This window comes from bacterium (assembly GCA_017744355.1).
In the GTDB taxonomy this organism is placed as follows: Bacteria; Cyanobacteriota; Sericytochromatia; order S15B-MN24; family UBA4093; genus JAGIBK01.
The window spans coordinates 266,276-286,669 of record JAGIBK010000004.1 but is presented as its reverse complement, the minus strand read 5'-3'; the positions used below and the strand labels follow the sequence as shown (position 1 = coordinate 286,669).

The 20,394-nt window shown below is 66.6% G+C and carries 16 protein-coding genes and 1 tRNA gene; 9 read left to right on the top strand and 8 right to left on the bottom strand.

Annotated features, from left to right (window positions below; all coding sequences use genetic code 11):
- Positions 1-96 precede the first annotated feature (96 nt).
- The 4 genes from J7643_12255 to recQ all read left to right on the top strand — a co-directional run bounded on the left by J7643_12255 (position 97) and on the right by recQ (position 6,791).
- Positions 97-1,866 (top strand): hypothetical protein, encoded by a 1,770-nt coding sequence (locus tag J7643_12255; GenBank protein MBO9541353.1) that lies wholly within the window; start codon positions 97-99, stop codon positions 1,864-1,866.
- Positions 1,867-1,874: 8 nt separating this feature from the next.
- Positions 1,875-3,011, top strand: coding sequence for a hypothetical protein (locus J7643_12250; protein MBO9541352.1), 1,137 nt, complete (start codon positions 1,875-1,877; stop codon positions 3,009-3,011).
- 51 nt (positions 3,012-3,062) lie between these two features.
- Positions 3,063-4,493 carry a S8 family serine peptidase gene (locus tag J7643_12245; GenBank protein MBO9541351.1) on the top strand — a complete coding sequence of 477 codons (1,431 nt, stop codon included), beginning with the start codon at positions 3,063-3,065 and terminating at the stop codon, positions 4,491-4,493.
- 75 nt (positions 4,494-4,568) lie between these two features.
- A complete protein-coding gene (gene recQ / locus J7643_12240) occupies positions 4,569-6,791 on the top strand; it encodes a DNA helicase RecQ (protein ID MBO9541350.1) in 2,223 nt (740 codons plus the stop codon).
- Between the two features lie 264 nt (positions 6,792-7,055).
- Here the strand turns inward: recQ and J7643_12235 are convergent, their stop codons facing one another.
- The 6 genes from J7643_12235 to J7643_12210 all read right to left on the bottom strand — a co-directional run bounded on the left by J7643_12235 (position 7,056) and on the right by J7643_12210 (position 13,581).
- Entirely contained in the window at positions 7,056-8,843 is a 1,788-nt protein-coding gene (locus J7643_12235) for a DUF4153 domain-containing protein (GenBank protein MBO9541349.1), read from the bottom strand.
- Between the two features lie 146 nt (positions 8,844-8,989).
- A complete protein-coding gene (locus tag J7643_12230; protein MBO9541348.1) occupies positions 8,990-10,216 on the bottom strand; it encodes a zinc carboxypeptidase in 1,227 nt (408 codons plus the stop codon).
- Between the two features lie 68 nt (positions 10,217-10,284).
- The gene (locus J7643_12225) at positions 10,285-11,538 is read right to left on the bottom strand and encodes a S8 family serine peptidase (GenBank protein ID MBO9541347.1); all 1,254 of its coding nucleotides are present in this window, start codon (positions 11,536-11,538) and stop codon (positions 10,285-10,287) included.
- Positions 11,539-11,736: 198 nt separating this feature from the next.
- Positions 11,737-12,177 (bottom strand): GNAT family N-acetyltransferase, encoded by a 441-nt coding sequence (locus J7643_12220; protein MBO9541346.1) that lies wholly within the window; start codon positions 12,175-12,177, stop codon positions 11,737-11,739.
- 2 nt (positions 12,178-12,179) lie between these two features.
- Positions 12,180-12,935 (bottom strand): cytochrome c biogenesis protein CcdA, encoded by a 756-nt coding sequence (locus J7643_12215; protein MBO9541345.1) that lies wholly within the window; start codon positions 12,933-12,935, stop codon positions 12,180-12,182.
- Between the two features lie 64 nt (positions 12,936-12,999).
- Positions 13,000-13,581 carry a 3'-5' exonuclease gene (locus tag J7643_12210; protein MBO9541344.1) on the bottom strand — a complete coding sequence of 194 codons (582 nt, stop codon included), beginning with the start codon at positions 13,579-13,581 and terminating at the stop codon, positions 13,000-13,002.
- Positions 13,582-13,654: 73 nt separating this feature from the next.
- Between J7643_12210 and rsmG the strand changes: the two genes are divergently transcribed.
- Together rsmG and J7643_12200 are read left to right on the top strand one after the other, a co-directional pair.
- Positions 13,655-14,380, top strand: coding sequence for a 16S rRNA (guanine(527)-N(7))-methyltransferase RsmG (gene rsmG, locus J7643_12205; protein ID MBO9541343.1), 726 nt, complete (start codon positions 13,655-13,657; stop codon positions 14,378-14,380).
- A 120-nt stretch (positions 14,381-14,500) separates the two neighbouring features.
- The gene (locus tag J7643_12200) at positions 14,501-14,899 is read left to right on the top strand and encodes a hypothetical protein (GenBank protein ID MBO9541342.1); all 399 of its coding nucleotides are present in this window, start codon (positions 14,501-14,503) and stop codon (positions 14,897-14,899) included.
- A gap of 63 nt (positions 14,900-14,962) precedes the next feature.
- On the opposite strand, the gene J7643_12195 is transcribed toward J7643_12200, so the two are convergent.
- Positions 14,963-15,934 carry a cyclic nucleotide-binding domain-containing protein gene (locus J7643_12195; GenBank protein MBO9541341.1) on the bottom strand — a complete coding sequence of 324 codons (972 nt, stop codon included), beginning with the start codon at positions 15,932-15,934 and terminating at the stop codon, positions 14,963-14,965.
- 161 nt (positions 15,935-16,095) lie between these two features.
- Here J7643_12195 and J7643_12190 point away from each other — a divergent pair, with 161 nt between their 5' ends.
- Positions 16,096-17,736, top strand: coding sequence for an N-acetylmuramoyl-L-alanine amidase (locus tag J7643_12190; protein MBO9541340.1), 1,641 nt, complete (start codon positions 16,096-16,098; stop codon positions 17,734-17,736).
- Here the strand turns inward: J7643_12190 and J7643_12185 are convergent.
- Positions 17,716-18,591, bottom strand: a complete 876-nt coding sequence (locus J7643_12185; GenBank protein ID MBO9541339.1) for a TIM barrel protein — start codon at positions 18,589-18,591, stop codon at positions 17,716-17,718. The genes J7643_12190 and J7643_12185 overlap by 21 nt on opposite strands.
- Before the next feature lie 167 nt (positions 18,592-18,758).
- Between J7643_12185 and J7643_12180 the strand changes: the two genes are divergently transcribed.
- Entirely contained in the window at positions 18,759-20,006 is a 1,248-nt protein-coding gene (locus tag J7643_12180) for a peptidase S8 (GenBank protein MBO9541338.1), read from the top strand.
- 113 nt (positions 20,007-20,119) lie between these two features.
- Positions 20,120-20,193, top strand: a tRNA-Met gene (locus tag J7643_12175).
- The last annotated feature ends 201 nt before the right edge of the window (positions 20,194-20,394 follow it).

Genomic DNA, 20,394 nt, shown 5'->3' with positions numbered 1-20,394 from the left:
TATTTTATTATTGTTTTATGTATGGTCTTGTTGACCATCCTCTGTCCTTTTCAAGATCGCGGCCTTGCCGCCTTCCACACCCGTGATGAGGAAGCCATGAGGCAGCTACTAACAGCGATCGGTGTCGGTACGCTGCTCGGCGCCAGTTGCGCAGTCCCCCCGGCTCCATCGAGCACCCCTCAAGGAACGCTGCAGCTCTCGCTCGCTGGCGTCTTCCCCCGCGAGCGTCAGCTCCAGTATCTGGTGTCAGGGAACAAGGCGCGGGTCGTCATCAGCGGGCCCGGCATCGTAACGCCGCTGGTCAAGACGGCGCCTATCGGCGCTCAGAATGATGCGATCACGCTCACGGGGCTTCCTGCCGGACGCAACCGCATCGTTTCGATCGAGAGTCTCGATGCGGGCGACCTTCCCATCCCCGGTTGCCGTTTCATGACCACCGTGACGCTCGCCGAGGGGCAGAACGTTGCTCAAGTCTCGCCGGCCACCACGGTGCGAGGCGGGGTCTTCCAGCGTCTGCTCGCAGATGCCTCCGCGCTGGCGACGAGCCTCGACGGCGACAAGGTCCAAGCGGTGATCGATGGGCTCAAGGTCGCACGGCGTGTCGAACATTACGGTCTGATCGATGCGGATGCGCTCGCTGTGCAGTTGGAGCAGCAGGGCGGCAATCTCGCGGCGCTCGATCTCGGCGATGCGCGCTTGGTGCAGCGGCCGGTGGCCCTGCGCGTCACGGTCTCAGGCTTGCCCGCGAACCTGGCTGCCTCCGTCTGGGTCAACGATCCGGTTTCGCCCAAGCAATCGGGTCTGGCCAACGGCGGCTACGCCATCTCACCCGTCAAGCCCGGCCAATGGCAGCTTTACGGCCGGGCTGGCGCCTTCTCCGTGGGGCCCGTTCCCGTGGACCTGTCGGCGGATGCGACTGCGAGCCTCAATTTTGCGACGGCCTCCTCGGATATCGAGGAGCTGCCCGAGGCGCGAGCCGGTGCGGCGGCCGGCTTCTTCAAGCTCAACGGTGAGGACAGCTTCGTGATGGCGGGTGGCCTCGCTCCTCAGGGAGCCACCAACGTTGCCACGGACAGCGTCCTGCGCTACTCGCCGAATGGCTGGACTCCCCTTGCCAAGATGCCCGTGCCGGTCTCCCATGCGGCCTACGCCTCGCAGGGAACCAAGTTATACGTGCTGGGGGGCGTCGACGCCGCGAACAGCATCACGCGCCTGGTGCAGGTGTACGATGTGGCGGCGAATCAATGGTCGACACCGCTACCCACTCTCAGGTACCCGAGCTACATGGGGGCGGCGACGTGCCTCGACGGGTACCTCTACATGGCCACGGGCACCTGGTCCAATAGTGCTGGCACTTACCTGGATCGTTCGATCTACCGTCTTTCCCTCGGGGCGCCGGGGGCCGCCTGGGTCGAGTACGGGGATCAGCTTGGCGAACCCCGTCTCGACACTGCCCGTTACGGCGCTGCGCTCGCGGCGGTGGGGGGGAAGCTCTACGCCTTTGGCGGGGCCCTGCTGAATGATACGCTCACCCATCGGGTCGAGGAGATCGATGCCGGGAGCTTGTTGGTCCGGGATCGCCAGGCCATGCCGACGGCCCGGCATGGGGCAAGCGCGCTGGTCAGGAACGGCAAGGTCTACGTGGTCGGCGGCATCGACGCTCGAGGCAAGGCCCTCGCGAACGTCGAGGTTTACGACATCGCCACGGACACCTGGGAGGTGCGCCCCAGGATGCGCGTTGCGCGCGGGCACGCCGCCGCGGCGGGAGTCGACGGCAAGGCGTTCGTGGTCGGCGGGAGCGACGGTCACTTCGTCGCAAAAAGCGTCTCACCGCTGCGTGCCGCCGAGTCGATGGTCTTGGAGTAGGAGGGGCCATGCGTTCTCCTGTTCGTTTCATGCTCTTACTGTCCCTGCTCAGCTTGACGCTCGCAGGGTGCCCACGCGCCGCGAACGAGCGGAGTATCCTGGAAGCGCCACCGACCACCAAGCCGCCCGGGTCGCAGAGTGAGGATCCGACTGGGAACCACGCCACGCCACGCCCAGCGGAGCTTGGCCTCGCCTACGTCGAGATGCCGCGGAACTCCTGGACGGTCGCTAGCCCCATGTCGCATGAGCGTGGGGGCCTCTCGGCGGGGGTGGTCGAGGGGGAACTCTACGCCATCGGGGGCGATGGCGAGTCCAGCCTCGAGTTTTACGACCCGCAGGCGGACAGCTGGCGGGTGGCCCCTACGCCGGCCTGGAGCGACTCGGCGAGCTACCATGACGCCTCGAGTCGATCGCGATACTTTGGCGCATCCATCGTCTCGGATGGCCGCATCTACTACATCGGCGGGACGTACGACACGCTGACGCCGTTTATCGACGTCTACGTTCCCCAGCGGCAAGCCTGGAAGGATCTCACCGCCCCCACCCTGACGAACGCGCGCTATGGCCGCATCGGCTTCGCGGCCTTGACCTACAACGGCGCGATCTTCGTGATCGGCGGCATGATGCAGGCTTGGGGGGCTGCATCGCTCGCGAGCGACGATGTGTGCGCCTTCGTGCCCTCGACCTTGTACCAGTACGACGAGACGGACCTGCCCCAGCCGCGTGCCGGCCTGGGTGCAGCGGTGCTCAATCACCACCTCTACGTGGTCGGCGGGTACGCCAAGCACGCGGAGAGCGGAGCGCTGCAGACCTTCGGCGGCATGTTGCGCTACACGCCAGGGGAATGGACCACGACGAGTCTCTGGGGGGCACCGCTCGCCTCACTCAACGTGCCGCGCCACTCCTTCGGCACCGCGGAGCTCGATGGCAGGCTCTACGTCGCGGGCGGCGTCGATGCGCAGGGACGTCTCCTGGACTCGGTTGAGGAGTACGACCCCACGTACAACGCATGGATCCTCAAGGCCCCTATGTCGGCGCCGCGGGCCCATCTTGCCTTGGTCGCCTTCGGCGATCGCCTCTTCGCGCTCGGGGGGTACGACCCCGCAGGGCGTCAGTCCCGGGGCGTCGAGGTGTTTCGTCCTTAAAGCTCGCAGGCCATCGGAGCGACGATTGCGCGTGTGCCACAGGAGGCGCTGATGTTCCGGAAGTACGTCCCCCTATCTCTCGCCTTGGCGCTCGTGCTGGCGGTCGGGTGCCATCAGGCGCCCGTGGCAACGCCGACCGAGTGGGGAATCACCGTCCATGACGCGCCTGCTGCGAGCAAGCACCCGCCCGAGGCCCTCACCGGGCCGCGCGACGTGCCGGCTGACTCCTACTTGCCCCGGCAACTGCTCGTGCGCCTCGCCGAAGGCGCCGATGCCGCCGTTGCGCTCGAGGGCTTCGAGCGGTTTGGGGAGATCAGCCTGGGCGATCGCATCGTGGGCCTGAGGATTCCCGAGGGCATGAGCTTGGTCGACGCGCACGCACGCTTGCTCGATCGTCCGGGCGTCACGGACGTGTCGCTCAACTGGCGGCAGCGGCCGAGCGCGTCGTACGTGGCGCCGAACGATACCTTGTTCGGATCGCAGTGGGCTCACCAGGTGACGGAGGCGAAGGCCCTCTGGGGCGGGGCGGACCCCGTGAAGAACCTCGATGCCAGCAAGGTGATTGTCGCGGTGCTGGACACGGGGTTGGACGTGACCCACCCGGAGTTCGCCCAGCGGGTGGTGGCGGCGGCCGACTTCAGCGTTGATCCCAGCCGTCCGTCTTCTCAGATGCGTGACACCGACGGCCACGGGACCCACTGCGCGGGGATCATCGGAGCGGCGGGCAACAACGCCACGGGCGTGGCCGGGCTCGCGTGGGATGTGAACCTGATGCCGGTGAAGGTCCTAGGGGAGCAGGGTGGCACCGATTTCGGGATTCTCTCCGGTTTCGTCTACGCCCTCGGCCTCGATTCGGACGGGAATGGCCTGGACGATGACGGCTACCGCAAGGTTCTTCCCCAAGGCAAGGAGGATTGCCGGACTCGGATCATCAGCATGAGCCTCGGGAGCAGCTATCAGGGCCGGAGTCCGTTCTACGACTTCGTGTTCGCCGAGGCCCGCAAGCGTGGGGTCATGGTGGTCGTCGCGAGCGGCAACGACGGCGCCGAGGTCTGCGCACCGGCCAACTCGCCGGATTGCCTGAGCGTCTCGTCTACGAGCCGTTACCAGGTAGGGGAGGTCATCTGGGAGTGGCTCTCTGGCTTCTCGAACCGTGGCGATCGCATCGACGTCGCAGCTCCGGGCGGCCAGATTTATTCGACCGTTCCCACCTACGCCAATTCCACGGGCACTACCTCGTACGCCACGATGAGCGGCACTTCGATGGCCTGTCCCTATGTCGCGGGTTTAGCGGCGTTGCTCGTCGCCAAGCATGATCCTTCCAACACCCGGCTGAACGCCGCTTTCCATGATCAAGTTCGCCAGCACATCATGGCGACGAGCGATGACCTAGGTGCCCTCGGGCGGGATGACAAGTATGGCCACGGGCGGGTTAACGTGCGCCGTGCCGTGACGAGCCCCTTCCCAGCGCAGGTCCTGTGACGCCTCGTCTTTGAGGGAGGCGGATGATCCCGCATGGGATGCATGAGCCTATCGAACTTATGTTTAAATGGACTCATGCGAGTTGAATCTGCGATCGAACCCCGCCTCCTCGATCTGTTGCAGCGCCACTGGGGCTACGACAGCTTCCTGCCCAACCAGGCCGAGGCGGTTCAGGCCGTGCTTGAGCGGCGTGACTGCCTCGTCATCCTGCCCACGGGCGGTGGTAAGTCCATGTGCTACCAGCTGCCCGCGCTCGCCCTCGACGGCATGGCGGTGGTCGTCTCGCCTCTTCTGGCCCTCATGAAGGACCAGGTGGACGCGCTCGTATCCAACGGGATCGCGGCTGCCACCCTCAACAGCACCCTCTCGGCCGACGAGAAACGCCGGACCTACCAGGCCATCCGCGACGGGCAGGTCAAGCTCCTCTACATGTCGCCCGAGCGTCTCTCGGCTCCGGACGTCCACGACCTCCTCAAGAGCACGTCCATCAGCTTCTTCGCCGTGGACGAGGCCCACTGCGTCAGCCAGTGGGGCCACGAGTTTCGGCCCGACTACCGCAACCTCGCCAAGCTCCGCGAGTGGTTCCCCGAGGTGGGCATCCACGCCTACACCGCGACCGCTACCGAGGCGGTGCGCGAGGACGTGGTGCGCGCCCTCGGCATGAATGATGCCTTGACGCTCGTGGGCAGCTTCGACCGCCCCAACCTTCTCTACCGGGCCGAGTACCGCAAGGACATGCTCGCCCAGGTGCGCGCCGTGCTCGACCGTCATGCGGGCGAGGCGGGCGTGATCTACTGCATCCGCCGCGCTGACGTGGAGAGCCTCTGCGAGACCCTGCAGGGCCTGGGCTACAAGGCCCTGCCCTATCACGCGGGCCTCAGCCCCGAGACCCGCCGGGTCAACCAAGAGGCCTTCTCGACCGAGCGGGTGGATCTCATCGTGGCGACCGTCGCCTTCGGGATGGGGATCGACCGCTCCAACGTGCGCTTCGTCATCCACACGGGCATGCCCAAGGCCATCGAGAACTACCAGCAGGAGGCGGGCCGCGCGGGACGCGATCGCCTCGACGCCGAGTGCGTCCTCTTGTACGGTGCCGCCGACCCCATGGCCTGGCGCACCATCCAGGGCAACCCTCAGTCCGACTACGATCGCCTCGCCCTCGACAAGATCAACGAGATGTACCGCTTCTGCCGGACGCTCACCTGCCGCCATCGCTTCCTGGTCAACTATTTCGGCCAGGAGTTCGAGGGCGAGAGCTGCGGGGCCTGCGACGTATGCCTCGGTGAGCACGCGGTCCTGCCTGACTCGCTGGTGGTGGCCCAGAAGATCCTCTCGTGCGTCGCCCGGGTCAAGGAGCGCTTCGGCGCCCGCTACGTGGCCGAAGTTCTCAAGGGCTCCAAGACCGCCAAGGTCCTCCAGAATGGTCACGACCAGCTCACCACCTACGGCCTCTTGTCCGAGTACCAGCTCACGGACATCGGTGACTGGATCGACCAGCTGACGGGGCTCGACTTCCTGGTGCGCGAGGGCGAGTTCCACACCCTGCGCTTGACGCCCGGAGGCTGGGCGCTGCTGAAGGGCGAGGCGAGCGTGCAACTCACCCTGCCGCGCCAGGTCGAGCGCAAGGCTCCGAGCCGTCGGGCGGGGGCCGAGGGTCTCGCCCTCTCGCCGCAAGAGGAGAGCCTGTTCCAGGAGCTGCGCGGGTGGCGCCGCGCGATCGCCCAGGAGCGCGGCGTGCCGCCCTACCTCATCCTCGGGGACGCGACCCTCAAGGAGCTCGCCCATCACCGCCCCACTTCGCAGCTCGGCTTGCGTGGGATCAAGGGCATCGGCGAAGCCAAGGCGCGAGATCTGGGCGATCGCCTGATCGAGCTCATCCAGCAGCAGGCTCAGACTCTTGGCCTGAGCGTTGGCCCCGAGGCACCGCTCGTCTCGGTTTCCAAGGCCGCAGCCCCTGCCGCCGAGCCTGCCATCGATAAGCCCGGCCGGGCCAACCCCCAGCGCGAGGCGGCCTTCGAGGCCTTCCGCGCGAGCAAGACGGTGGACGAGGTCGCCGCGCTCACGGGCCGGGCCGCGAGCACCGTCGAGGGCTACCTGCTCGAGTTCATCCAGGACGAGAACGTCACGCGCCCTGAGCCCTGGCTCAGCCGTGCGACCTACGCCCGGGTGGTCGAGGCGGCAGCGCGCCTTCAGGCCGAGCGCCTCAAGCCTATCTACGAGGACCTGGGTGAGCGCGTCTCCTACGGGGACATTCGCCTCGCCCTGGCCATCCGGGCGAATCAAGCTTTCGAGGAGTGATGCGCAGGCTTGTGAGGTAGCGCGAGAGCCGCGCCCCCCATCGCACCGCTCCCGCGACCTGAACAGGACCGGGTTTGCTGGGGGCTCTCGACCGACGCCCACCATACGCCCGTAACGATCGTGCTCTCGGAGTTCGTGCCCCGGCAACTGGTGGGAGTATTTCCTTCACGACCAGGACGCCGCCCGGCTCAAGCTGGCGCTGATTTTCCGTCCTAACACCGCCGTCATCGACCTGCCCTATCAGCTGGAGCGCTAGGCATCCCTTCAATCGGGATATGCCGCTGCTTGGCTTGAGGGAGTCGCTGCAGCGGGAGAAGGATAACGGGGCCTCACTCGGAACTCCAGCTCGCCGAGCGAGAGGTTGTGCCATTTGGCAGGGATGGCTCTCGGGGGGGCGTTCTGGAGGCGTCTCCGCAGCGCGGCACGCGTCAGATCGCCCCAGGTCTCATTCTGCAGTTGGCCGACGTTCGTCCAACCCTTCGGCGTGCGCGAGAAAACGTGGAAGGCGTCCTCGAGCAGCACGAACTCTTCGGTGCGATCGCCGTTCAGATCGATGGCCACCATGAGGCAGCTGGGGGTCGTACGGTAGCAAGAAACCTCGCTGGCCCCTTCTCGGTAGCGCTCGAACAGATAGGCGGCGAGGGTCGCATCCAGGGCTTTGCCGCGTGGATAGACTTCGGTCCGGACGAGGAGTTCGGCCGTCGAGTTCAGCGGGGCGATCGCGACTTTTGGCTTGTCTTGCAAGGCTTCTATCGCTCCTTTGATGACCGCTGCCTGGGGGTGCGCCGTGAGACTGGCGAGGCGCTGGTAGGCATCGTGGCCGTACTTGCCTGAGTGCGACTTCAGGTAGGCGAAGTCGAAGTCCTTGATGGCGGCCGTGCCTTCGAGGAGACGATTGACCTGACTTGCGACCGCTATACGCTCGGCATCCAGGAGCGGCGTGTTGACCAGGATCGCGATCAGAACGATCAGCGTGGCAAAGGCCTTGTTCAGGGCCGGGACGAGAGCGAGCCACCGATCGTGACGCTTCAGCGGGGCAAGCGCGTATCCGACCCCCCAGAGCCCGATGGTGGCGACGAGCAAGGCGGCCCAAACGCGGCTCACGCTCCAGCCGTATTGCTGGATCCGAAGCCCTAGCGAATAGGCGCACAGGATCGCATAGAGCGGCATGGCAAAGAGGCTCAGCGTGATGAGACCACGAAGCCTGGGCGAGAAAGGCGGCTCGTGGCTTCCGTCCTGCACGGTGAGGCTGGTCAGTGCCAGGGTCGCGACTTGTAGCGCGAGCATCAAGGAAGTGGCATGGCCGGTGCCCCACAACGGTTCGAGGCCTGTGAAGGGAAGGCTGGCGAGGAAGAGCAAGGCGATGCCACTTGCGAGCGGTGTCAGCCAGGCATAGAAGCTTACTTGCTGGCGGAGCTTTTGAGGGGTGAACCCTCTGGTTTGGCGGTGGTGGATCGACCAGGCGAAGAGGGTTGTCGTGAAGGGGAAGAAGAAGAGCGGATCGAAGAACATGTCGGCGACCAGCTGAAGACCGATCACCGTGAAGAGGCCGCTTCCGATCCCTAGCAGGCTCCAAACGATACCGACGAAGAGAACGCTGCTCCCGATGACATAAGCGTGATGTCCCAGGGCGTGTAGGAAGGAGGCGTAGGGATGCTTCCGTGAGCCGGTTTCGATCCAGTCTTGCATCAGGCAGAGAGCGAGAAACCAGCCGATGGCTATTCTCAGGCCGAAGGTCAGGGCACGGCTGAGCGCGTTGATCGCGCCGAAGGTCTCGCTATTGGTGGTCCAGCCTGTATAGAACGCTGTGGCAAGCAGGACCGACGTCGCGGCCAGCGTGAAGGCCCACTTGCGCCACGAAGGCGGTAGAGGGGCCAAGAGCTGAAGGGCGAGCGGAACGAAGGCCACGAAGGTCGTAGCGGGAAGGAATACGGTAGGCTGCCTGAATGCGGCGACCCGGTGCGTGATGAGCCAGTAGAGGAGATAAAATGCGCCCCCTTGCAGGATGCCGGTGGCGAGTGCTCTGGAGCGTGGGGATGAAAACGGCGGCATGCGATCGCTCTCTGTGAGGCAGGGTAATGTCCTGGGTGATGTTCTTATTAATATTTTAATTCTTATATAGGTAACATGTTGGCGTCAACCGACGCCGCGGGCCAAAAGAAAATCGGCTCCCCCATTTGGGGGAGCCGATTCGCTTGCTATGAGCGGGTGCGCGGGCTGTCCGCCACGTCGATCAGGTAAAGCAGATTATCCTTCCACTGCTTCCAGTCGGTGTCGACCTGGGAGAAGGGCGGGTTGAAGCGCGGGTCCTGGAGCTCGGCGGCGAAGGCCAGGATGCCGTGGGCGTTGTACTGCCAGGTGGCCATGTCCGCGTAGGTCGGGTAGATGGTGCGGTTGATGGTGCCGTAGCGGTAGCCCAGGGGCTTCGCGATGTGATCGCCGATCTTGCGGAAGGTCGCCTCGTCCTTGGTCGGGGTGCTGGTGTTGCCGGGCGGCCAGAGGAACATGCCGCCGTAGCAGTGGATGTCCAGCGAGACGGTGAACTTCTCGCGGGCGCACAGGTCGCGGATCGCCTGCGACTCGGGCTCCGAGAAGGGGGCGCTGCCGCGGTAGTCGTCGGCGTGGGTGCTGGGGTTGCCCTGCTCGAAGTGGTCGTCGGCGTTGCGGTTGGTGTCCACCCCACGGGTGCCGTCGCCGTTGTTGCGGGCGTTCTTGCGCCACATGGCGCTGCCGCCCTCGACCATGGTGCGGCCGTCCGGGTTCAGCACGGGCACGAGCCAGATGTCGCGGGTGTCCACCAGCTTGGTGATGGCGGGATCCTTGCCGTACTGCTCAGTCAGAAGCTTGAGCAGACGCATGTTCAGCTCGACCGGGGGCAGCTCGCGGGCATGCTGGCCCGAGGTGATGAGCACCGCGGGCTGGATGCCCTGGGGCTTGGACGTCACGTGGACGGCCGTGAGGGGGCGGTCTTGCAGCGACTTACCGATGGTCTCGAGCCGCACGATCGAAGGGTAGTTCGCGGCCACCTGCTTGACGTCGGCCATCACGGCCTCGACCGTCTGGTAGCCCGAGGGCAGGCCCGCGCCCCGGGTGGTGCGGGGGGCTTCGAGGACCTCGTAGCGGATGCCGAGGCGCTTGAGGGCGTCTTCACCCTTGGCCGTCGCCAGGGCGTCGACCGTGCCCGCCGTGCGGTCCACGTTCTCGAACAGGTCCACCCCGGCGCGCGAGGCCGCCTCCAGCTGGGAGACGTCGCGGAAGTAGATCCGCACCTGGCTGCGCGGGGCCTGGCTCTCGGCGGCATTCTGGGCGTTCTGCTTGTCAGAGTTGCTGTTGCCGAGCTGGAGGGCGCCGTTACAACCGGCGAGCGCCGTCAGGGAGAGGGTGAACCCGAGGGCGGTGGCGAAGCGTTTGAAATTCTTTCGCACGTTGACCTTTCCAATTTAAAAAATGGTTAAGATATAATCCAATCTTAACATAAGCAGCCCAGCGAGGGCTACTTTCCGAAGACGGCCTCGATGGCGTTTACGGCGCCATGGCCGTATGAGTCGTCCTTGCCCGGGGCGCCGAGGTCCCGGGCGGTCTTGTAGAGCTGTTCCTTGATCTGGGCCGGGGTCCAGTCAGGGTGGCGGGCGGCGATGAGGGCGGCAACACCTGAAACGTAGGGGGCGGCGAAGGAAGAACCGCTGTGGTAACCGTAGCCCCCGCCGAACCAGGCGAGGGTCTTGGTGCCGGGCGCGGCGAGATCGACGGCGGGGCCCCGGCTCGAATCCTTGGAGAGGCGGGCGGGGCGCTGGGTGTCGTCGAGGTTGGAGACCGCGACCACGCGAGGGTCGCTGGCGGGGAAAAGGACCGTGTCGGGCAGCTGGTCGCCTTCGTTGCCCGCGGCGACCACCACCAGGCTGCCTTTTTCCTCGGCGTAGGCGATCGCCTCGCTCACCGCCTTGATGGCCTCGGCGTGGACCTTGGGGTCCGAGGGGGAAAGCTCCCACTGGTGGTTGGGGTCGAGGAAGTTGGCGCCGACGCTGACGTTGATGATCTTGGCGCCGTGATCGGCGGCGTAGCGAATGCCGTCGGCGAGCTGGGGCAGGAACTTATCGTCGTCCCAGTCCTGGATCTTGATGGGCAGGATCGAGACCCCCTTGGCCACGCTGTCGGCGGTGTCCGAGCCCGCGATGATCGAGGCGACGGCAGTGCCGTGACCCTCCTCGTCGTCCGCGGTGTCGGTGCCCTTGGTGCCCGTGTTGTAGCCCGTGAGCAGCCGGCCTTCGAGGATGCGGCTCTTGGGGGCCACTCCCGAGTCGATGACGGCGACCGTGACCTTGCGCTGGTCCAGCTCGGCGAAGCCGTCGTCGGTGTAGAGGACGGTGTGCTTCTTGCCGCCGACGGTGATCCGGTCGGCCAGGCTGATGGCCTCGTCCGCGTGGAGGCGGGCGATCTTGCTCTCGGTGGGAAGCGCGCCATTGAAGTAGGAGAGGGTTTTCCCGTCACTCGTGATCACGCTCGGCATCTGGTCCTTGGCGGCCTGCGCCTTGAGGGCGGCGAGGTTCGCCTCGTTGTCCAGCATGCGCTTGGCGGGCTTGGGCGGCAGGACCGGTGCGGCCGGCTGCGGCCGGGAAGAGCGGGCGGAGAGCTTCAGAGCGTCCTGGGCGAGGGCGGTGCGGGGCTGTGCGGCCGCGCGCAAGGGGGTGGCCTGAGCGGGACGGTTGTTCGTGGCTTGGGCCTGGGCCATGCGAGCGTCGGTGCGCATGCAAATCTCCTTGAAGGCTCTTTCGACGATCCGATAGGGTCGTTATCGGCGAAGCGGCTTGGATGATTCTTATAGACGCACCAAGAAGAAATTAAATTGTATGGTTGATCGCTCGGGCTAAGAGCATCTAACAAAACCAGGCATGTTTCGGCCAATGGGCGCCGGGGGCGCCCTGAAGGAACAGTTTTGTTAGACGCTCTAAATTCCCTCGAGCTTGCGGGTCATCCGGCGGTGGGGGATGTCCGCGTCCATGAAGATCTGGCCCTCGGCGACGAAGCCGAGCTTCTCGTAGAGGGGCATGGCATCGAGCTGGCTGTCGAGGACGGCCTCGGCGAAGCCCTCGCGCCGGGCGTACTCCATCAGGAGCCGGACGAGCTTGCTTGCGATCCCCTTGCCGCGGTGCGCGGGCAGGGTGGCGACGCGGCCGATCTTGACCCGGCTCGCGTCGAGGCTGATGAGCCGGGCGGTGGCGACCGCCTGATCGTCTTCACGGGCGAGCACGTGCCAGGCGATCCCGTCGTAGTCGTCGATCTCGAGATCGAGGGGGACGCCCTGCTCCTGCACGAAGACGGTCTCGCGGATGCGCAGCGCGTCGCGGACCTGGGGGTCGGTGCCGGCGAAGAGATCGAGCGTCAGCATGGCTACTGGCTCAGCTTCTGCTCGATCCCGAGCAGGGCCTGGCCCGCGGGCGAGCTCTGGAGCATGTTGGCGAGGATCGAGAGGTTGTTGGAGAAGATCAGGACGCCGACGCCGACCAGCAGGAGGCCGCTTGCGATCTCGACCTTGCGCATGTGCTTCTTGATGCGGTTGAAGAGCGAGAAGAAGGCGTTGATGGCGAGCGCGGTCGCGAAGAAGGGCACCCCCAAGCCGAGGGAGTAAGCGAGTAGCAGGGCGATCCCCTGGTTGAGGGTCTCGGACTGGCTCGCGTAGGTGAGGATCGCGGCCAGGATCGGGCCGATGCAGGGGGTCCAGCCGAAGGCGAAGGCCAGGCCGACCAGGGTCGCGCCCAAGAAGCCCGCGGGCTTCGCGCCTACCTGGAAGCGCTTCTCCATGTAGAGCGCCTTGATCTTGAACAGGCCCATGGTGTGGAGACCGAACAGGATGATCACGACGCCTGCGACCTGGGAGAGCAGCGTCAGCTTCTGGTTGAGGACCTGGCCGAAGGCGGTCGCCGTGGCGCCCAGGGCCACGAACACGATCGAGAAGCCCAGGATGAAGCCCAGGGAGTTGATGATCACCTTGCGCTTGGTGGCGGTGTCCGCACCCTCGCGCATCTGCTCGCTGGACACCCCCGAGATGTACGAGAGGTACCCGGGCACCAGGGGCAGGACGCAGGGCGAGAGGAACGAGATGAGGCCCGCCAGAAAGGCGGTGGGCAGGGAGATCGTCGCGTTCATGGTTTTCCTTCGGGCGAGGGCGGGATCCAATCTTAAAGAAAGGTACGGCATCCCCCCAAAAGCGTCAATTTCGGCGGATCCAGCCCTTCAAGAGGCTCTTGCCCTCCGAGGCGGCCATGGCTTCCATCTTGAGCCAGATCTCCGCTGTCGCTCTGGCGTCTCCCAGGGCCCGGTGGCGGTCCTTGGCGCTCAGGCTCACGCCGAAGTGCTGGACCAGCGCGTCCAGGTTGTGCTTGCCGAGCTTGGGCAAGAGCAGACGCGCCACGCGCAGGGTGTCCAGGTGGGCGTGGGGCAGGGGCGCGTCCGTGACCAGGGTGCTCTGGAAGTCCAGGAAGCTGCGGTCGAACGGAGCGTTGTGGGAGATGAGAGGCGAGTCCGCGCAGAAGGCGAGAAACTGCGGCAGCACCTGGGCGAAGCGCGGGGCCGAGGCCACCATGGCGTCCGAGATGCCGTGGATGCGCTGCACGAAGTAAGGAATGGAGCGCTCCGGATGGATTAGCGAGGAGAAGGTCTCGGTGATCTGGCCGTCCTCGACGGCCACCGCGCCGATCTCGACGATGCGATCGCCCTTGGCGGGGGACATGCCGGTGGTCTCCAGGTCGACGACGACCCAGCGGGTTCTGGAAGTGGTCTGCATAAGGGCCATGATACCCTCAAGCGGGCGATCCTGCATGGTAAGATCTCCGCTTGTTTCCTTCATTTCACCCGACGAGGACCCTATGGAACCCTGGCAACTCCTGACGACCCAGGCCGCCGAGTGGGGCGTGCCGCTCGATGACGCGCAGGTCAACGCCCTCAAGCGCTTTTACGATCTGCTGATCGAGGGCAACCGCCGGGCCAACCTCACGCGCATCACCGACGAGCGCGAGGCGGTGGTCAAGCACTTCCTGGACTCTCTCTCGGTGCTGCGCGCCTTCTCGGCCGAGGACCGCGCGGCCTCCCTGCGCTTCATCGACGTGGGGGCGGGGGCCGGCTTCCCCGGGATCCCGCTCATGGCCCTGGCCCCCGCCTGGTCGGGCACCCAGCTGGAGGCCACCCGCAAGAAGGTGGACTTCATGAGCGAGTCGATCGAGGCCCTCGGCCTGAGCGGTCGCGCCTTGCACGGCCGCGCCGAGGAGCTCGCCCAGACCCCCGAGCACCGCGAAAAGTACGATCTGGTCTTCGGCCGGGCCGTGGCCGAGCTGAACGTGCTCAGTGAGCTGTGCCTGCCCTTTCTCAAGCAGGGCGGACGTTTCGTCGCCATGAAGGGCGCCGGGGTCGACGAGGAGGTTTCGCGGGCCCAGAAGGCCCTCAAGACCCTCGGCGGGGAGATCCGCCAGATCGTGAAGTTTTCTCTCCCCGAGGGGTTCGGCGAGCGGGCGCTGGTCGTGGTTGAAAAGACAATGCCGACGCCGAAAGCCTACCCTCGGCGAGCCGGACAGCCTGCCGCTAAGCCGTTATGTTAAGCAACATCAACTTGGTGACGCGCGGATAATTTTTCAGAGGCCACGGGTATAGGAGGCACAGGACGCCAGGGGCGCTAAAACGGCGCGATCACGGGATTCACCAGGATTGGAGTGTGTGGGATGAAAAATTTTTCGGTCGTTCAAGAGCACTTCCGGAAGCTGCGTTGTGCGCACTGCAACGAGGCTTTCACCCCCGAAGGCGTCAAGCTCCTGCGTGAAGAGAAGGATTACTGGGTCGTCCGTGTCCACTGCACCGAGTGCAACCAGCCTGCCGGCGTCGCCATCGTCGGGGTCGAGTACGAGTCGGCCGAGGCGAGTGCTCCTTCGGGCGAAGTGAGCCGCGAGGCCTCGAGCCAGCCCCAGGTGAGCCGAGTGCGCGGAGTCTTCTCGTCGCGCCGCGAAGAGGAGAAGTTCTCGGGCCTGCCCCCCATCTCGCCGGACGAGGTGCTGGACGCCCATCACTTCTTCGCGAACCTGGGCAGCAACTGGATGGAGCAGCTCCCCAAGAAGGCGCGCTAAAACCACACCACTTCCAACGCAAGAGCGCCCGGCCATCGGCCGGGCGCTCTTGCGTTGGGGCCTTTAGAGATTGCCGGTCGAACTGGAGCGGCGCTGCATCTCCTTGCTCTGGTCCGCCTGCATGGTCCAGCTGCGGCTCGCGGCGACGCGGCCCAGGTTGTTGCGCAGCTTGCGGCCGATCTCGGGCATGGCCTGGGTCAGGCGCTGGTAGTCGTCGAACGGGAAGTTGAGGAGCTTGGCCTCGGTGACGGCGACCACGTCCGCCGTGCGCTCGGGCTGCTTGTAGACGAGGGCCATCTCGCCGAAGACCTGGCCGCTGCCGAGGCGCGCCACGGGCATGGCCTGGCCGTCCTTGGGGATCCGCACTTCGCAGTGGCCGTGGACGATCAGGTAGAAGGAGTCGGCCGGAGAGCCCTGGTGGACGATCGGCTGCTCTGCCTGGGCGGTGAAGGGAAGGGCGATCGCCTCGATGGCTTGGAGCTCGTCCGGCTTGAGGCCGGCGAAGATGGTCGCGGCCTTCATGGCGTCGTGGTTGCTCGTCTGGGGGGCCTTCTGGGGCTCCTCGATGGCGCGCAGGGGGCCGGTCCCGCCCTGGGTCGGGATGGTGCTCCAGACCCGGCCCGCGACGATTTTGCCCAGGTTGCGGCGGAACTTGTTGGCGAGCTGGGGGTGGGCCTGTGCGAGACGCTCGTAGTCGCCGTAGGCGAAGCGCAGGAGCACCGCCTCGCTGGCGGCGATCACGTCGGCCTGGCGCAGGGGCTGGGCGTAGAGCAGGGGCATCTCGCCGACCAGCTGGCCCGAGCCGACCTGGGCGATGGGGGTCGCAGGGACGCCCTTGCCCTGGGGCAGGAGGATCTCGAGCTGGCCCGCGGCGACCAGGAAGAAGCAATCGGCCTTCTCCCCCGTCTTGAGGATGGGATCGCCCGGCTGGAAGGCATGCTTGGTGGCGATCGTGAAGAACGCCGTCATCTCCTCGGGCGTCAGCCCCTCGAGGGCGGGCAACTTGGAGAGGCGATCGAAGTTGACGTTGGCCATGGGTGGCGCACAAGCCTCCTCGAAGACGGTGGGGGGACTCCGAGAGGATCATACCGTCGCTTCGTCGATTCGTAACCCGCGCATGCTTCGATCCCGTGACCGGGCGCACCGCGCCTCGTTCTCGGCTGGGCTAGCCTGGGAGCGTGGCGTCGGAGGCACTCATGCGCAAGTTCAATCGCTGGCTGGTCCTCATGGCTGCCGCGGCCTTCGCCGCGGGGCCCCTCGCGCCTGCCGACGCCAAGGCGCGGCCGAAGGCCGAGACCGTCCGGGTCGAGCGCGCCGCCGAGGAAGCGGCCATCGTCACCGGGGTGTTCTGGCGTGACGGTCGCCTTGAGATCGAGGGCGATCGCCCCCTTCAGGCCCGCTTGCTCAAGCTCGAGGCCCCTCACCGGGTGGTGATCGACCTGTTCGGGGCCGAGTTCGCCGATCCCTCCCTGGTCCAGCCCCTCACCATCCAGGAAGAGCCCTTTCGCCGCCTGCGGATCGCCCTCCATCCCGAAGAGGGCTTCATTCGCTTCGTCCTGGACTGCAGCGCCGACGTCGACGTCCGCCTGACCCAGCAGCAGGAGGGCCAGACCCTCAGCCTGGCGCGCTCGACGCCCGAGCCAAGCCGGACGCCTAGGCCCGAGCAGGGTTCGCGCCTTACCCGCACGCCCAAGGAGGCTCTCGGTCCGACGGCGCCGCGCGATTTTCTGGCCCACGGCCCCCAGGCGCCCAAGGACTTCCTGGAGCACGGCCCGGCTTTGCCCGACACGTTCCGGATCTACGGCCCGGCATTGCCCACGGACTGGCCCGAGGCCGTCCCCGAGCGCCTGGCCTACGGCCCCGCGCTGCCGCAACCGAGTCCCACTCCTAGCCCGCTGCCGAGCCTCTCGCCCAGCCCGTCGCCCGTCGTCACGGCTGAGGCCGCTCGGAGCCAGCGGATCGACGCCCTCACCCTCAAGCGCAAGAATGGGCAACTGATCCTTCGCCTCGTCGGCGATCGCTCCCTCACCTACGAGGTCGAGCAAGAGTGGGCTCCCTCCAAGCTGACCGTCCGGGTGCCCGGGGGCACCTTCGCAGGCCGCCTGCCCCGCGCGCTCGACGGGGTCGAGGGCCTCGAGGTGGAGCAAGACGGCAAGGACTGGCGCCTGCACCTAAAGCTGCCGCGCGGCCTTTACGCCTACGACGCCCTGAGCGTGGACAGCGGGAAGGCTCTGGAGCTCACCTGGCGCCGCCAGGACGTGGAGGGGGGCAAGCCCACGGTGATCGTGGACGCGGGTCACGGCGGGGACGACCCCGGCGCCATCGGGCCTGCCGGCACCAGGGAGGCGCACGTCACCCTGGCCATGGCCAAGGCGGTGCGCGAGGCCCTCGAAGCCCGAGGGGATCTGAACGTCATCATGACGCGGACCACCGACGCCTCGGTGGATCTCGCCTCGCGGGCCCGTCTGGTGGACACCCTCAAGCCCGCCCTCTTCGTCAGCCTCCACGGCAACTCCTGCGAGTCGCCCGAGATCGGGGGGCTCGAGACCTACTACCGCAACGAGGTGAGCCGCCCGCTGGCCCGCCACCTCCACCAGGCGATCGCAAGGGTGCTCAATCGTCCCGATCGCGGGGTGCGCCAGGCGCGTCTCTACGTCCTGCGCAGCCAGACCGTGCCGTCGGTCTTGCTCGAGTCGGCCTACCTCTCCAACCCGGAAGAGGAGAAACTGCTCGCAAGCGAGACCTTCCAGCGCGAGCTGGGCGCGGCGGTGGCCAACGGGATCCTGGGCTACCTCTCCAAGACCCCTGTCGCCGAGCTACCGAGCAGGTCCCAGTAGGGGCTTCGGCGCAAGCGCCTCCAGCCGCTCGGCGGTATCCAGCAGCCGATCTAGACTCGCCCCCCGCGCCTCCAGGGTCAGGGGCAGGGCCCGCCAATCGGGATGCTTGCCCAGCACCTCCTCGGTCCACCCCGACTCGCTCGGCAGGCGGTGGGCCTCGCCGTTGGGCCCAAGCTCGTGGAGCCTGAGGGCCGAGAGGTGCGGGGCGAGGGCGACGAGAAAGCTCTCAGCCCAGGCGCCGCGGGTGCTCCAGGAGTCGGCGCCGCCGATCCGGCCTGCTGCCGCCAGGGCGTGGCCCAGATCGGCCTGCACCCCCAGAAAGGGCACCTGCAGGGCGCCGAGCACCGCCCGGATCTCGCCCGCCTCGCCCAGGAGCATGGCCGGATGGCGCATGTCGCTGTTGGTCAGGGCGAGGGCCAGGCCGTGGGCATCGGCCGCCTCCGCGAGGCGATCCAGCGATCGCTTGAGCTGGTCCAGGGCCCTGGTGCGCGACACCGGTCGGCTTGCGCGCGCCTCGTCGAGGGTCTCTTCAAGGGCATAGCCCGGCATGAAGCTGAAGCGCTTGATGCCCAGTGCGGAAGCGCGGGTCATGACCTCTTCGAAAAGGCGGATCGAGCGCTGCCGGAAGTCCTCGTCGAGGGCGGCAAGGTTGGCGCGCGGTTCTTCTGCGAAGGCGTGGTGCACCGCGAGGGCGCAGCCCGCGTCCAGGAGCGGACGGGTCACGTCGGGATCGGAAAGCAGGGCCGGGAGGCCGGGCAGGACCAGGCGTCGGCAGCTAGCGAGTCGCAGGACCTCGAGGGTCTCGACGAGGCCCATGGCGGGCATGAGGCTGCAAGCGGAGAGGTAGAGGGGCATCGGGACCTCCTGATGGTCCCATGGTCGGCGAGGTCGGCCTCAGCGTCAAGGCACCTCGACTCGGAGATTTCGCTCAAACTTAACACCGGCTTAACCGCCTGCGCGTCAGCCCGGCCCCGCCGGGGCGGATAACTTTCTAGGATAGGTTTTCCAGGAGTGTTGAAGCCGTGAGCAAGGATGTGCGCCAACAGAGCCTCCATCGCTTGACCGCCTTCTTGGCGGGGCTCGTCCTGCTCCTGACCGGGTGCGGGGCGCCCAATACCAGCGCCATCTCCTACAACCGCACGATGCAGACCAAGGCCCAGAGCCTCAAGGTCCGCTCCAACCGCGTCATCGTCAAGTTCCGCGCGAGCGCCACCGACCAGCAGGTCAAGAGTGTCTCGCGCTTCGTGGCGTCGAGCATCCCGAGCCTCGGCATCTCGGTGCTCAACGTGGGCACCAAGGACGCCAGCAGCCAGCTCGCGGCGCTGGCGAGCACCGGCGCGGTCGAGTACTCCGAGCCCGATTACGTCACCAAGACCCAGGTCGTCACCAACGACCCCGGCCTCGGCCACCAGTACGGCCACCGCGCCATCAACGTGTCGCGCGCCTGGGACGTGACCATGGGCGACCCCTCGGTCGTGGTCGCCGTGGTGGACACCGGCATCGACCTCACCCACCCGGACCTGCGCGATCGCCTCGTCTCGGGCGTCAGCTTCGTTCAGAACACCTCGGGCCCCATGGACGACAACGGCCACGGCACCCACGTGGCAGGCATCATCGCCGCCACCGGCAATAACGGCCAGGGCGTGGTCGGCGTGGCCCCCAACTGCCGCTTGATGCCGGTCAAGGTGCTCGACACCAACGGCGAGGGCAACACCAGCGACATCGTCTCGGGCATCGTCTGGGCCGCCGAGCACGGCGCCCGGGTCATTAACCTCAGCCTGGGCGGCGGCGGGGGCGGCAAGGCCCTCGAGAGCGCCGTGGCCTACGCCCAGCGCAAGGGCTGCGTGGTCGTCGCAGCCATGGGCAACGACGGCAGCAACCTCCAGGCTTACCCGGCCTCCTACCCCGGCGTGATCGCCGTCGGCTCGGTCGACGAGGGCGACACCCGCTCGGACTTCTCGAACTTCGGTCGCTGGATCAGCGTCGCGGCCCCGGGCGGCGAGATCTACTCGACCATGCCCACCTACCACACCACCCTGATGGACCAGGACCCCGGCGCGGACATCGCCTACGGCACCCTCTCGGGTACCTCGATGGCGACCCCCTACGTGGCGGGCCTCGCGGCACTCATCTGCTCGGCCAACCCCCGCATCACCCCCGCGGCGGTCAAGTCCCAGCTCGAGCGGACCGCCAGCGACCTGCAGACCCCCGGCTACGATTCCTACACCGGCTACGGCCGCATCGACGCCGCCAAGGCCCTGGGGCGCTAAAACCTTCCCAAAACAGAGCGGCGAGCATCCCTTGCTCGTCGCTCTGTTTTGGCGAGATTAACGAAATGTTTCGGAACGGTTGTGTTCGGGCGGCCCCTGTGCTACATTTAATTTGCGGGGTAGAGCAGTCCGGTAGCTCGTCGGGCTCATAACCCGAAGGTCGTAGGTTCAAATCCTGCCCCCGCAACTCAAGCAAAGGCCGCCTTTCCAGGCGGCCTTTGCGCTTTTTTGCGACCGGTCGTCGGAACTTCGGCGCGCCCCGGTGGGTCCAAGCCTTCCGGCTCGCGGGCCGTGCATTCGCGATCGCCGCGCGATATAATGAAAGCACCTGAAGTCGCGCTGTCGCCTTGCCGCCCACGGCGGCCGACAGTCATCCCTTGCCTGGTTT